The 13,409-nt window shown below is 72.6% G+C and carries 13 protein-coding genes; 7 read left to right on the forward strand and 6 right to left on the reverse strand.

Annotated elements, in window-relative coordinates; all coding sequences use genetic code 11:
• Positions 1–108: 108 nt before the first annotated feature.
• A complete protein-coding gene (gene hpt / locus LY05_RS13630) occupies positions 109–663 on the forward strand; it encodes a hypoxanthine phosphoribosyltransferase (protein ID WP_072748356.1) in 555 nt (184 codons plus the stop codon).
• Here the strand turns inward: hpt and LY05_RS13635 are convergent.
• Entirely contained in the window at positions 618–1,595 is a 978-nt protein-coding gene (locus tag LY05_RS13635) for a LysR substrate-binding domain-containing protein (RefSeq protein ID WP_072748355.1), read from the reverse strand. The genes hpt and LY05_RS13635 overlap by 46 nt on opposite strands.
• A 105-nt stretch (positions 1,596–1,700) precedes the next feature.
• Between LY05_RS13635 and LY05_RS13640 the strand changes: the two genes are divergently transcribed.
• On the forward strand, positions 1,701–2,516 hold the full coding sequence (locus LY05_RS13640) for a crotonase/enoyl-CoA hydratase family protein (RefSeq protein WP_148923525.1): 816 nt from the start codon (positions 1,701–1,703) through the stop codon (positions 2,514–2,516).
• Positions 2,513–3,229 carry a VIT1/CCC1 transporter family protein gene (locus LY05_RS13645; RefSeq protein ID WP_170259015.1) on the forward strand — a complete coding sequence of 239 codons (717 nt, stop codon included), beginning with the start codon at positions 2,513–2,515 and terminating at the stop codon, positions 3,227–3,229. Before LY05_RS13640 ends, LY05_RS13645 begins: the two co-directional genes overlap by 4 nt.
• Positions 3,230–3,265: 36 nt before the next feature.
• On the opposite strand, the gene lpdA is transcribed toward LY05_RS13645, so the two are convergent.
• The 5 genes from lpdA to LY05_RS13670 form a co-directional block, all read right to left on the reverse strand.
• On the reverse strand, positions 3,266–4,666 hold the full coding sequence (lpdA, locus tag LY05_RS13650; protein WP_148923527.1) for a dihydrolipoyl dehydrogenase: 1,401 nt from the start codon (positions 4,664–4,666) through the stop codon (positions 3,266–3,268).
• 123 nt (positions 4,667–4,789) lie between these two features.
• On the reverse strand, positions 4,790–5,365 hold the full coding sequence (locus LY05_RS13655; RefSeq protein WP_148923528.1) for a DUF924 family protein: 576 nt from the start codon (positions 5,363–5,365) through the stop codon (positions 4,790–4,792).
• Between the two features lie 81 nt (positions 5,366–5,446).
• The gene (locus LY05_RS13660) at positions 5,447–6,739 is read right to left on the reverse strand and encodes an MFS transporter (RefSeq protein WP_148923529.1); all 1,293 of its coding nucleotides are present in this window, start codon (positions 6,737–6,739) and stop codon (positions 5,447–5,449) included.
• A 90-nt stretch (positions 6,740–6,829) separates the two neighbouring features.
• On the reverse strand, positions 6,830–7,882 hold the full coding sequence (gene queA, locus LY05_RS13665) for a tRNA preQ1(34) S-adenosylmethionine ribosyltransferase-isomerase QueA (RefSeq protein ID WP_148923530.1): 1,053 nt from the start codon (positions 7,880–7,882) through the stop codon (positions 6,830–6,832).
• Between the two features lie 70 nt (positions 7,883–7,952).
• A complete protein-coding gene (locus LY05_RS13670) occupies positions 7,953–9,227 on the reverse strand; it encodes an RSP_2647 family RNA methyltransferase (RefSeq protein ID WP_148923531.1) in 1,275 nt (424 codons plus the stop codon).
• A 199-nt stretch (positions 9,228–9,426) separates the two neighbouring features.
• Here LY05_RS13670 and mazG point away from each other — a divergent pair, with 199 nt between their 5' ends.
• The 4 genes from mazG to eno all read left to right on the forward strand — a co-directional run bounded on the left by mazG (position 9,427) and on the right by eno (position 13,336).
• A complete protein-coding gene (gene mazG / locus LY05_RS13675) occupies positions 9,427–10,344 on the forward strand; it encodes a nucleoside triphosphate pyrophosphohydrolase (RefSeq protein ID WP_148923532.1) in 918 nt (305 codons plus the stop codon).
• An 82-nt stretch (positions 10,345–10,426) separates the two neighbouring features.
• Positions 10,427–11,440, forward strand: coding sequence for a Fe(3+) ABC transporter substrate-binding protein (locus LY05_RS13680; protein ID WP_148923533.1), 1,014 nt, complete (start codon positions 10,427–10,429; stop codon positions 11,438–11,440).
• A gap of 136 nt (positions 11,441–11,576) precedes the next feature.
• Positions 11,577–11,996 (forward strand): Fur family transcriptional regulator, encoded by a 420-nt coding sequence (locus LY05_RS13685; protein ID WP_072748346.1) that lies wholly within the window; start codon positions 11,577–11,579, stop codon positions 11,994–11,996.
• A 59-nt stretch (positions 11,997–12,055) separates the two neighbouring features.
• Positions 12,056–13,336: a phosphopyruvate hydratase gene (eno, locus tag LY05_RS13690; protein ID WP_148923534.1), complete on the forward strand. Its 1,281-nt coding sequence runs from the start codon at positions 12,056–12,058 to the stop codon at positions 13,334–13,336.
• Positions 13,337–13,409: the final 73 nt, after the last annotated feature.

A 13,409-nucleotide genomic window follows, 5' to 3' on the forward strand; every position in this document is an offset into this window, starting at 1 on the left:
GTCGCGGCCGCGCATCGATACCCCCGCGCCCCCCGCGCCTTCAACCCCTTTCCACCGCCGCCCCGATGAGGCAAAACGCGCCCAGGCCCCCCAGCGCCGGAGAAACGGATGACCGACAAGCCCTATGTGATCGACCAGATGATCTCGGCCAAGGAGATCGCCGCCCGCGTCGAGGGGTTGGCGCGCGAGATCACCGCGCATTTCAAGGACACCGAGAAGCTGATCGTCATCGGCCTGCTGCGCGGCAGCTTCGTGTTCATCGCCGATCTTGCGCGCGAGCTGGACCTGCCGGTCGAGATCGACTTCATCGAGGCCTCGTCCTACGGCAACGCGACCGAGTCGAGCCGCGAGGTGCGCATCCTCAAGGACCTGCGCGGCGAGATCGAGGGCAAGGACGTGCTGGTCGTCGAGGACATCGTCGACACCGGCTTCACGCTCCATCACGTGCTGCACCTTTTGCGCGCGCGCAATCCGCGCCGGCTCGAGGTCTGCGCGCTGCTCGACAAGCCCGCGCGGCGCGAGGTGGACGTGACCGCGCGCTTCATCGGCTTCCAGATCCCCGACGAGTTCGTCGTCGGCTATGGCATCGACTTCGCCCAGCGCAACCGCAACCTGAGCTACATCGGCAAGGTGCGCTTCATCGAGCCGCCCGCCGAGGGCTGAGCGCCCAGCGGCGGGCGCGGCGCAGCCGCGGCGGCCTCGCGCAGCAGCTCGGCCAGCTCGTCGAACCAGTCGCGCCCGCCGCCGGGCGCGCGCGCGGCCGCGCGGCGCGCCAGCACCACGCGCCGCCCCGGCTCGGGCGGATCGAACCGCGCCAGCTCCAGCCCCGGCGCGGCGGCCGCCTCGGGGGCGGCGGCGATCTCGGGCAGCAGCGTCATGCCGAATCCCTCGGCCGCCAGGCGCGCCAGGGTGGCGAGGCTGGCCGCGCGCAGATCGGCCATGCGCGGACGCGCCAGCGCGCAGGCGGCCAGCGTCTGGTCGGCCAGGCAATGCCCCTCGTCCAGCAGCAGCAGCTGTTCGGCGTCGAGCCCGTCGGGGCGCAGCGGGCCGCCGCGGCCGCGCAGCGCCGCCAGCCTGGCCGGCGAACCCGCCAGCAGGAAACGATCCTCGAACAGCTCGGCCTCCTCGAGCGAGGCGTCGCCCAGCGGCGCCGCGGCGATCACCGCGTCGAGGCGGCCCGCGCGCAGCTCGTCCATCAGCCGCGCCGTCTGCGCCTCGCGCACGCCCAGCTCCAGCGCGATGTCGCGCGCGCGCATCAGCGGCAGCGCCGCCGGCAACAGATAGGGCGCGACCGTCGGAATGACCCCCAGCGACAGCCGCCCGCGCAAGCCGCCCCCCCGGCGCGTCATCGCCTCGAGCTCGCGCGCCTCGGCAAGCACGCGCGCGGCCCGCTCGGCCGCCTCGCGCCCCGCCGGGGTCAGGATCGCCTCGCCGCGCGCGCGCTCGATCAGCGTCGCGCCGAGGGCGGTTTCAAGCTCGCGAATCTGGATGCTCAGCGCCGGCTGCGAGACGGCGCAGGCCTCGGCCGCGCGGCCGAAATGGCGATGCTCGGCCACGGCCAGGAAGTAGCGCAGCTGACGAAGCGTGATGTTCATGCCGCCTTCCTACCACCGCCGCGCGCCGACGCGAAGGGCGCGCAAGGCTTGCGGCGGCCGCGCCGCGCGGCCATGCTCGGCCCGTCGCCAAGCCAGGAGCGCCCCATGACCGCCGATTCCACGCTGCGCATCCGCGACGAAGGCCCCGTGCGGGTCATCGCCATCGACCGCCCCGAGCGGCGCAACGCCGTCGATCCCGAAACCGCCCAGGCCCTGTTCGAGGCCTTCCTGGCCTTCGACGCCGATCCGGCGGCGCGCGTCGCCGTCCTGACCGGCTGCGGCGAGGCCTTTTGCGCCGGCTTCGATCTGACCCGCGCGGCGCAGGGCATGCCCGAGGCGTGGTTCGAACGCATGGCCATCCGCGCGCCCGAGGATCTCGAGGGGCCGCCCCGCCCCGGTCCCATGGGCCCGACAAGGCTGAGCCTGTCCAAGCCGACCATCGCGGCGGTCAACGGCGCGGCGGTGGCCGGCGGCTTGGAGCTGGCGCTGTGGTGCGATCTGCGCGTCGTCGCCCCCGAGGGATATTTCGGCGTGTTCTGCCGCCGCTGGGGGGTGCCGCTGATCGACGGCGGCGCGATCCGCCTGCCGCGGCTGATCGGCCAGGGCCGGGCGCTGGATCTGATCCTGAGCGGAAGGAAGGTCGCGGCCGAAGAGGCCCTGGCCATCGGGCTGGCCGAGCGCGCGGCCCCGCCCGGCGGCGCGCTGAGCGCCGCGCTCGAGCTGGCGCAGGAGCTGGCGCGCTTTCCCCAGGCCTGCATGCGCGCCGACCGGCGGGTGGCGCTGGCGCAGTGGTCGCTGAGCGCGCCCGAGGCCTTCGCGCTCGAGTGGCGCTCGGCCGACGCCTTCGCCGCCGAGGGCGTGCACGGCGCGGCGCGCTTCGCAGCCGGCAAGGGGCGCGGCGGCGCCTTCGACGACCTGTGAGCGCGCAGCCTCCCGCCGATCCCGCCCCGCGCGGCCGCATCGAGACCTATCTGCGCGAGATCGTCTATGGCGGCAATGACGGCATTGTCACCACCCTGGCCGTCGTCGCCGGCTTCGCCGGCGCGGGCGCGGACGAGGCGCACGAGATCGGCGCCGCGGCGGTGCTGCTGTTCGGGCTGGCCAATCTGGTGGCGGACGGGGCGTCGATGGGGCTGGGCGCGTATCTGTCGCTGCGCTCGGAGCGCGACATGGTCAACGCCGCCCTTCGGCGCGAGAGCGCGCTGGCGCGCACGCGCGCGCCCCGCGACGACGCCGCCCTGGCGGCCATGCGCCGCGCCGGGCTGACCGAGGACGAGGCCGCCGTCATCGCCCGCATCCTGGCCCGCCGCCGGCGGCTGCGGGCCGAGCTGGCGGTGCGGCTGGGTCTGGGCCTGCCCGACCCGGACGCCGGCAACGCGGCGCTGCGCGCGCTGGCCACCTTTCTGAGCTTCGTGACCTTCGGCTTCGCGCCGCTGGCGCCCTGGTTCGCGCTGGCGCCGGGCGATCTGGCGCTGGCGCTGTCCTTCGGCGCCTCGACGCTGGCGCTTGGCGGGCTTGGCGTCATGCGCTGGCGGGTGAATGGCGGCGGCCTGCGCCGGCGCCTGGCCGAGACCCTGCTCGTGGGCGGCGCGGGCGCCGCCTCGGCCTTCGCGGTGGGTCTGGCCTTTCGCTGAGCGCGCCCCGCGCGCCATGGCGGGGCGCGCGGGCGATCAGAAGTGGATGGCGCGGCCGAAGGCGTCGAGCACCGATTCGTGCATCATCTCGGACAGGGTCGGATGCGGGAAGACGGTCTCGATCAGCTCGGCCTCGGTGGTCTCGAGCGTGCGGGCGACCGTGTAGCCCTGGATCAGCTCGGTCACCTCGGCGCCGACCATGTGCGCGCCCAGAAGCTCGCCGGTGCGCGCGTCGAACACGGTCTTGACCATGCCCTCGGGCTCGCCCAGCGCGATCGCCTTGCCGTTGCCGATGAAGGGGAAGCGGCCCACGCGCACCTCGTGGCCGGCGGCCTTGGCCTCGGCCTCGGTCAGGCCCACCGAGGCGATCTGCGGCTGGCAGTAGGTGCAGCCGGGGATCGACTCGGGACGCACCGGGTGCGGCTTGCCGCCCGCGATCGCCTCGGCGACCATCACCCCCTCGTGGTTGGCCTTGTGCGCCAGCCAGGGCGGCCCGGCCAGATCGCCGATCGCCCACAGCCCTTCGACGCCGGTGCGGCAAATCTCGTCCACCACCACATGGGTGCGGTCGATCCTGACCCCCAGCGCCTCGAGCCCGAGCCCCTCGACATTGCCGACGATGCCCACGGCCGAGATCACCGTGTCCACCTCGAGCGTCTCGGTCTTGCCGCCGCGCTCGACATGGGCCGTCGCCCGGCCCCCGGCCCGATCCAGGGCGACGACCTTCGCGCCCTCCATGATCTTCATGCCCTGCTTGACGAACTGCTTGCGCGCGAAGGCCGAGATCTCTTCATCCTCGACCGGCAGGATGCGGTCCATCACCTCGACCACCGTCACATCGGCGCCGAGCGCGTGGTAGAAGCTGGCGAACTCGATGCCGATCGCGCCCGAGCCGACGACCAGCAGCTTGCGCGGCATGCGCGGCGGGCGCAGCGCGTGGCGGTAGGTCCAGACCAGATCGCCGTCGGCCTCGAGCCCGGGCAGCTCGCGCGCGCGCGCGCCCGTGGCCAGCACCACGTTCGGCGCGCGCAGGATCCGCTCGCCCTTGTCCGAGCGCACGCGCACCTGGCCGCGCGCGGGCAGATCGGCCTGGCCCATCACGACCTCGACCTTGTTCTTGCGCAACAGGTGCTGCACGCCCGAGGACAGCTGCCCCGCCACCTTGCGCGAGCGCTCGACCACCTTGCCCAGGTCGAAGCCGACCTTGTCGGCGCTCAGCCCGAACTCGCCCGCGCGGCGCATCAGGTGCAGCACCTCGGCCGAGCGCAGCAGCGCCTTGGTCGGGATGCAGCCCCAGTTGAGGCAGATGCCGCCGAGCGCCTCGCGCTCGACCACCACCGCGCGCAGGCCCAGCTGCGCGGCGCGGATGGCGGCGACGTAGCCGCCCGGGCCGGCGCCGATGACGATGACGTCGAAATTGTCCTTGGACGAGCTCATGCCGATCTCCCTCGCGCGCGATTGCGTGTTGACGCAAGACAAGCGCGCCGCGCGGGCGAAGGCAACCGCTCAATGACGCAAGGGCGCCCTGCGCCGCGCGCAACGCTCGGCCGCGAGGGGCGCTCAGGCGGCCATGTCGTGCACCGTGCGCGCATAGCCGCCGGCCGCCAGATAGGCCTCTTCCTCGGGCGTCGATGCGCGCCCCAGCGCGGCGTTGCGGAAGGGAAAGCGCCCGAAGCGGCGGATCACCTCGCGATGGGCGCGCGCATGGGGCAGGTTCCGGGCGCGGCTTTGCGGCATGCGCGCGGCCACGAGGCGCACGCAGCGGTCCTGATCGGCGATCGCCTCGGAGTGCATCAGCGGCAGGTAGAAGAACTGCCGCGCAGGTTCGGGCACGCGCAGATCGTGCCCGCGGGCGATGGCCAGCTTGGCCAGGCGCAGCGCGCGTTCATCGGCCGCGAAGGCCTGCGGGCGGTCACGGAACATGTTGCGCGGGAACTGGTCCAGCAGAATGATCAACGCCAGCGCCGAGGACGGATCGACCAGCCAGTGATCGAAGGCCCCGAGCCGCGCCGCGCGCCAGGCGCCCGAAAAGCGGCGGCGCACGGCCTCGTCCAGATCGTCGGAAGCCTCGTACCAACGCTTCTCGCCCACATCGTTGAGCCAGAACTCGAGTATCTCCTGCGGCGTCGCGCTCATCTCCGCGTCTCCTTCGGCATTCCCCAGCGCCGACGGGCCGGCCGGCGCCTGTCTTCAGCGCATACCCGACGCAAGGTCATGTCAAGGAATTCGGCGCTCCTCGGCCTTTTCGGCCTCGGCCTGCTCCGCGTCATGCGCCTCGCTCTGCTCGACCGCGTATTCCTGCGCCAGCTCGACCACCACCGCCGAGGCCGTCGGCGCCACGGGCGCGTAGGCGATCGTCTCGTCCACCGGCACCGAGGGCCGCTGCGTCATGCGGTAGAGCGCGTAAAGAGTGATCGCGCCCATCACCGCCCCCATGAAGCCGAAATAGGCGAGCGTGCCGAAGGCGCTCATGGCATAGCCGATCAGCACCGGCCCGCTCACCGCGCCGACGCCGTTGATGAAGATCAGCCCGCCGGCGGCCGACGCCATGTCCTCGGGATCGAGGAAATCGTTCGTGTAGGCGATCAGCAGCGAATAGAGCGGGTTGGCCATGCCGCCGATCATGAAGGCCGCGGCCACCTGCGCCTCGAAGCGCCCGCCCGACGCCATCGCCCCCGCCGCCGACAGCGCGGCGACCGCCGTCACGCCGATGATCAGCAGCCGCCGGTCCACCCGGTCCGACAGCCAGCCGACGGGATACTGGAACACCAGCCCGCCCACATAGATCGCCGCCACGAAGATCGAGATCTGCCGGGTCGTCAGCCCCGCCTCGGCGCCGTAGACCGCCGACATGCCGAACATGGCCGAGAAGACCGCGCCGAGGAAAAAGGTGCCCACGCAGCCCAGGGGCGAACTTTCGTAGAGCCGGCGGAAAGACATCGGCTTGCTGGCCTTGAACACGGGCGCCGGGCTGACCGAAAGCAGGATCGGCGCGAAGGACAGCGACACCGCCACCGAGATGACGATGAACAGCTCGTATCCCGCCGGATCGCCCAGGTTGATGGCGAACTGCGCCGCGACGATGCCGACCATCTGCACGATCATGTAGATCGACAGCAGCTGCCCGCGCGTCTCGTTCGTGGCCGAGTCGTTCAGCCAGCTTTCGGCCACCACATAGACGGCCGAGAAGCAGAACCCCACCACCAGGCGCATCAAGGCCCAGCCGAGCACGCTGGGGGCCAGCGCATAGAGCACGAACACGGCCGAGATGATCGAGGCCATGGCCGCGAAGACGCGCACATGCCCCACCCGCCGGATCAGCAGCGGCGTCAGCCGCGAGCCGCCCAGGAAGCCGAGGAAATAGGCCGACATGACATAGGCCATCTCGTCGACCGAAAAGCCCTCGATGGCGCCGCGCAGACCCAGCAGCGTGCCCTGCATGCCGTTGCCCAGCATCAGCAGGAACATGCCGAACAGCAGCGCCCAAGAGTTGGAAAGAATGGAAAGCATGCGCGCCTCGCGTGAGATTCGCCGGCATGATAGCCGCGAAGACGGAATGTTTCGTGACCGAAGCGACTTCTGGACGCGCCGCCGCGGCGCTCAGGGGATCAGCAGCGACGCGTCGCCGTAGGAATAGAAGCGGTAGCGCTCGGCCACCGCATGGGCGTAGATGCGTCGGATGCGCTCGACGCCCATCAGCGCCGAGACCAGCATCATCAGCGTCGAGCGCGGAAGGTGGAAGTTCGTCATCAGCCCGTCCACGGCGCGGAAGCGATAGCCGGGCGTGATGAAGATGTCGGTCTCGCCCGACCACGGCCGCAGGCGCCCGTCCTCGTCCGCCGCGGTCTCGAGCACCCGCAGCGCCGTGGTCCCGACCGCGACGACCCGCCCCCCTTCGGCGCGCGCGCGCGCGATCGCCTCGGCCGCCTCGGCCGAGATCTCGCCCCACTCGGCGTGCATGCGGTGATCCTCGACGCGCTCGGCCTTGACCGGCAGGAAGGTGCCCGCCCCCACATGCAGCGTCACGCGCGCCGAACGCACGCCCGCCTCGTCGAGCGCGGCCAGAAGGGGCTGGTCGAAATGCAGCGCGGCCGTGGGCGCGGCCACCGCGCCCGGACGCGCGGCGAAGACGGTCTGGTAGTCCTCCTCGTCCTGCGCGTCGGCGGGGCGGCGGGCGGCGATGTAGGGCGGCAGCGGCATCACGCCCGCCGCCGCGATCGCCGCGTCCAGCTCGGGCCCCGCGCGGTCGAAGACCAGCGCCACCTCGCCGCCCGCGCCGCGCTCGGCCACGCGCGCGCGCAGCCCGCCGGCGAAGAGGATCTCGTCGCCCTCGCGCAGACGTTTCGCCGGCCGCGCCAGGGCCCGCCACGCATCCGCGCCCGCGCGCTCGAGCAAGGTCGCCTCGATGCGCGCCACGCCCGAGCCGTCGGCCGTCTGGCGGCGGCGCTCGCCGAAAAGCCGCGCCGGGATGACCCGCGTGTCGTTGAACACCAGAACGTCGCCCGCCCGCAGCAGCCGCGGCAGATCGGCCACGCGAAGATCGTCGATCGCATCGCCCCGCGCGGCCAGCAGCCGCGCCGCGCGGCGCGGGCGAACCGGGCGCAGGGCGATCAGCTCTTCGGGCAGGTCGAAATCGAACTCGTCGACGCGCATGTCGTTCTCCGTCTGCGGCGAAGGCGCCCCCTTACCGGCGCGCGCGGCGCGGCGCAAGGGGGCGCGCCGCTCAGTCGAGGGCGAAGACCAACGCCTTGAGATAGCTCGTCTCGGGCAGCGCCGGGTGAACGGGGTGGTCGGGCCCCGCGCGCCCCGACCAGATCAGCCGCGCGCGCCTTCCCGCCGCGCGCAGCCCCTGCGCGCAGGCGGCGCGGAAAGCCTCGGCGTCGACGGCGTGCGAGCACGAGCACAGCGTCAGCCATCCCTCTTCGGCCACCAGCGGCGCGGCCATGCGCGCAAGGCGCCGATACGCCCGCAGCCCGGCCTCGCGCGCCTGTCGCGAGGGCGCGAAGGCGGGCGGATCGCACACCACCGTCTCGAAGCGCGCGCCCTCTTCGGCCAGCGCCGCCAGCGCCTCGAAGGCGTCGGCGCGGCGCGTCTCGAAGCGATCCGCCACGCCCGAGCGGCGCGCGCCCTCCTCGGCCAGCTCGAGCGCGCGCGCCGACCCGTCCACCGCCAGCGCATGCGTCGCCCCCGCCGCCAGCGCCGCCAGCGCGAAGCCGCCCACATGGCTGAACACGTCCAGCATCCGCCCCCCGCGCGCCAGCCGCGCAACGAAGGCGTGGTTCGGGCGCTGGTCGTAGAACAGGCCGGTCTTCTGCCCGCCGGTCAGATCGGCCATGTAGACCGCCCCGTTCATCGGCGTCGGCACGGGGCCGTCCAGCCCGCCCCGCAGCACCCGCACGCCGTCCTCCAGCCCCTCGGCCCGGCGCGCGCGCGAGGCGCCGTTCAGCACCACCGTCCGCACCCCCGTCACGCGGACCAGCGCATCGACCAGCGCCTCGATCCGCGCATCGGCCCAGGCCGCGTTCGGCTGCACCGCCGCCGCGTCGCCGAAGCGGTCGATCACCACCCCCGGCAGGCCGTCGGCCTCGGCATGGATCAGGCGGTGGAAGGGCGCGTCGAACAGCGCCTCGCGCAGCCGCTGGGCGCGGGCGATGCGCGCGGCGAACCAGTCGGCGTCCACGCGCGCGGCCGGGTCCTCGTCCAGAAGGCGGGCGGCGATCACGCTGTCGGGGTTGAAGGCCGCCAGCCCGAGGGGCGCGCGCTCGGCGTCCTGCAGCTCGACCAGGCTGCCCGGCGCCAGCTTGCGCGTGCGCCGGTCCATGACCAGCTCGTCCGCATAGGCCCAGGGCGCGCCCGCCGACAGACGCCGCCCCGCCTTGGGCCGCAGGCGGACCGTCGGCCGCGTCGCCGGGTCGTCGCCCGCCGGCGCGGAAGGGGGCGCGGCCTCGGCCGCCTCGCGGGCCCGGGCGGAGGGGTGATCGCTGTCTGCGCTGCTCATGGGGGCTCTCCTGACTCGTCGGGCCCCTCACTACAGCCTTCGCGCATCCGACGGAACAGCCCATGCGCGCGCCCGCGGCCAAGGCGCCCGGCCCGCGCAAGGCGACCCCGCGCCCCCGGCCGTTGCATCGCCGCGCCCGCACGCCATACTGCGCGCGCCGATCCCCGGCCGCCGAACCCGTCCCCGCCAGGAGCCGACCATGTCCGACCGTCCCCATCCCGCGCGCCCCCTGCCCCGTCCGCTGTCGGACCGGCTGGTGAACGACCCCGAGGGCGGCCTCGAACGCCTGCGCGAGATCATGCGCCGCCTGCGCGAGCCCGGCCATGGCTGCCCGTGGGATCTCGAGCAGGACCACCGCTCGATCGCCCCCTACGCCATCGAGGAGGCGCACGAGGTCGTCGACGCCATCGAGCGCGAGGCCTGGGACGAGCTGCCCGCCGAGCTGGGCGACCTTCTGTTCCAGGCCGTCTTCCACGCCCAGATGGCCGAAGAGCGCGGGCTGTTCGGTCTCGACGACGTGCTGCGCGCCATATCCGACAAGATGGTCCGCCGCCATCCGCACGTCTTCGCCGCGCCCGACCCCGCCCGCGACGCCGCCGCGCAGACCCGCGCCTGGGAAGAGATGAAGGCCCGCGAGCGCGCCGGCGCGCAGGACGCCCCCGCCGGCGCGCTGGACGGGCTGCCGCGCGCCCTGCCCGCCCTGACCCGCGCGGCCAAGCTGCAGGCCCGCGCCGCGCGCGTCGGATTCGACTGGCCCGATGCCGGCGGCGTCGCCGACAAGATCGCCGAAGAGGCGCGCGAGCTGGCCGAGGCCGCCGCCGCGTCCGATCCCGCCGCGATCGAGGAGGAGATGGGCGACCTGCTTTTCGCCGCCGCCAATCTGGCGCGCCGGCTGGACGTCGATCCCGAAACCGCGCTCAGGCGCGCCTGCGCCAAGTTCGAGCGCCGCTTCCGCGCCGTCGAGCGCGCCCTGGCCGCCCGGGGGCTGCGCCCCGAGGAGGCGACGCTCGAACAGATGGACGCGCTCTGGAACGCCGAGAAGGCGCGCGAGCGCGCCGCGGCGGACGGGGACGGAGAAGGGGACGGAGAAGGGGACGGAGGCGCGCGCGGCGGCTAATCCAGATTTTTTTCATCAGGCATTGACCCGACTCTTTTTCTCGGATTAAAGCAGGGCCGTCCCTCAACGACGGAGCCCATCCATGCGGAAAACCGATCTTCTCGCCGCCCTCGCCCTGAGCGCCGCCGCCGCCCTGCCGGCCGCGGCCGCCGACGAGGTGAACGTTTATTCCTACCGTCAGCCCGAACTGATCGACCCCCTGTTCGAGGCCTTCACCGAAAAGACCGGAATCAAGGTCAACTCGGTCTTCCTCAACAAGGGCATGGTCGAGCGCCTCAAGGCCGAGGGCCGCCGCTCGCCCGCCGATCTGGTCTTCACCGTCGACATCGGCCGCCTGAACGAGCTGGTCGAGGCCGACGTCGTCCAGCCCGTGCGCTCGGCGACGCTCGAGGCCAACATCCCCGCCGCCTTCCGCGACCCCGAGGGGCGCTGGTTCGCCCTGACCGCCCGCGCGCGCGTCGCCTACGCCTCGAAGGAGCGCGTGAAGGACGGCGAGATCACCACCTACGAGGACTTCGCCTCGGACAAGTGGCGCGGGCGCATCTGCACCCGCTCGGGCGCGCATCCCTACAACCTGGCGCTGACCGCGGCGATGATCGCCCATCACGGCGAACAGGCGACCGAGGAATGGCTGCGCGGCGTCAAGGCCAACCTGGCGCGCAAGCCCCAGGGCAACGACCGCGCCCAGGTCAAGGCCGTCTGGGCCGGCGAATGCGACGTCGCCATCGGCAACACCTACTACATGGCCAAGATGCTGGCCGATCCCGAGCAGCGCGAATGGGCCGAAAGCGTGCGCATCGTCTTCCCCACCTTCGAGAACGGCGGCGCGCACATGAACGTCTCGGGCGTGGCCATGACCCGCTCGGCGCCCAACCGCGAGAACGCCCTCAAGCTGATGGAGTTCCTCGTCTCGGACGAGGCGCAGCGCCTCTACGCCGAGCTCAACGCCGAATACCCCGTCAAGCCCGGCGTGCCGCCCTCCGAGCTGATCCGCAGCTGGGGCGAGTTCACCCCCGACGACCTGCCCCTGGTCGAGATCGCGCGCAACCGCCCCGCCGCGCTCAAGCTGGTCGAAAAGGTGGATTTCGACGGCTGACCCGCGCGCCCCGCGCCCGACCGCGCCCCCGCCCCCGGCGGGGGCGCTCGCGCATCCGGCCCTCGGCTCTTTCGCCCGCCGCGGCGATGCGCTATCAACCCGGCGACCCTCCCGTTTCGCCCCGGACGGAGACGCCATGCCCGGCGAAAGCATCATCGAACGCTGCGAGGCCAAGGGGCTGCGCATGACCGGCCAGCGCCGGCTGCTGGCGCGCCTTCTGCAAGAGGCCGACGACCATCCCGACGTCGAGGAGCTGCACCGGCGCGCCGCGCAGGAGGACGCCAACATCTCGCTGGCCACCGTCTACCGCACCGTCAAGCTGCTGGAAGAGGCCGGGATTCTCGAGAAGGTCGATTTCGGCGACGGCCGCGCCCGCTACGAGGACGCCGAGCGCGAGCACCACGACCACCTCATCGACCTGACCACCGGCGACGTGATCGAATTCGTCGATCCCGAGATCGAGGAGCTTCAGGAACGCATCGCCCGCCGTCTGGGCTACGAGCTGCGCGGCCACAAGCTCGAGCTTTACGGCGTCCCCATCAAGCGCAAGGGCTGACGCCCGCCGCATCCACCCCTGGGGCCGCATCCGCGCCCCGACCAGCTGGAGACCACCGCATGAGCGCCATCATCGACATCACCGCACGCGAGATCCTCGACAGCCGCGGCAACCCCACCGTCGAGGTGGACGTCACGCTCGAGGACGGCAGCTTCGGCCGCGCCGCCGTGCCCTCGGGCGCCTCGACCGGCGCGCACGAGGCCGTCGAGCTGCGCGACGGCGGCGAGCGCTATCTGGGCAAGGGCGTGCAGAAGGCGGTCGACGCCGTCAACGGCGAGATCTTCGAGGCCCTGGCCGGCGTGGACGCCGCCGAGCAGCTGGCCATCGACCGCGCGATGATCGAGCTGGACGGAACCCCGAACAAGAGCCGCCTCGGCGCCAACGCCATCCTGGGCGTCTCGCTGGCCGTGGCGCGCGCAGCGGCCGAAAGCGTCGGCCTGCCGCTCTACCGCTATGTCGGCGGGACCTCGGCGCGCGTCATGCCCACGCCGATGATGAACATCATCAACGGCGGCCAGCACGCCGACAACCCGATCGACATCCAGGAATTCATGATCATGCCCACCGCCGCGGCGACGATGCGCGACGCGGTGCGCATGGGGGCCGAGATCTTCCACACCCTCAAGAAGGAGCTGGCCGCCGCCGGGCACGCGACCTCGGTCGGCGACGAGGGCGGCTTCGCGCCGAACATCGGCTCGACGCGCCAGGCGCTCGACTTCATCATGGCCTCGATCGAGAAGGCCGGCTACGCCCCCGGCAAGGACGTGCATCTGGCGCTCGACGCCGCCTCGACCGAATTCCACGTCGAGGGCGCCTATCGGCTCGAGGGCGAGGGCAAGACCCTGAGCTCGGCCGAGATGGCCGACTATCTGGCCGCGCTCGTCGCCGACTATCCCATCGTCTCGATCGAGGACGGCATGGCCGAGGACGACTGGGAGGGCTGGCGCATCCTGACCGAGCAGCTGGGGGGCAAGTGCCAGCTGGTCGGCGACGATCTGTTCGTCACCAACCCCGCGCGGCTGCGCGACGGCATCGCCCAGGGCTGCGCGAACGCGCTGCTGGTGAAGGTCAACCAGATCGGCACGCTGTCCGAAACCATCGAGGCGGTCGAGATCGCCCACCGCGCCGGCTACGCCTCGGTCATGTCCCACCGCTCGGGCGAGACCGAGGACGCGACCATCGCCGACCTCGCCGTCGCGCTCAACTGCGGGCAGATCAAGACCGGCTCGCTGGCGCGTTCGGACCGGCTGGCCAAATACAACCAGCTCATCCGCATCGAAGAGGAGCTGGGCGAGGCCGCCGTCTATGCCGGCGGCGCGTTCATCCGCGGCCGCGGCTGAGCCGAGGCGGCGACAAGCCCATGCGCGGCCCCTTGGCGGGGCCGCGTTTTCGTGCGATTTTCCTCAAACGCGC

It is taken from the genome of Oceanicella actignis (assembly GCF_008124525.1).
Lineage (GTDB): Bacteria > Pseudomonadota > Alphaproteobacteria > Rhodobacterales > Rhodobacteraceae > Oceanicella > Oceanicella actignis.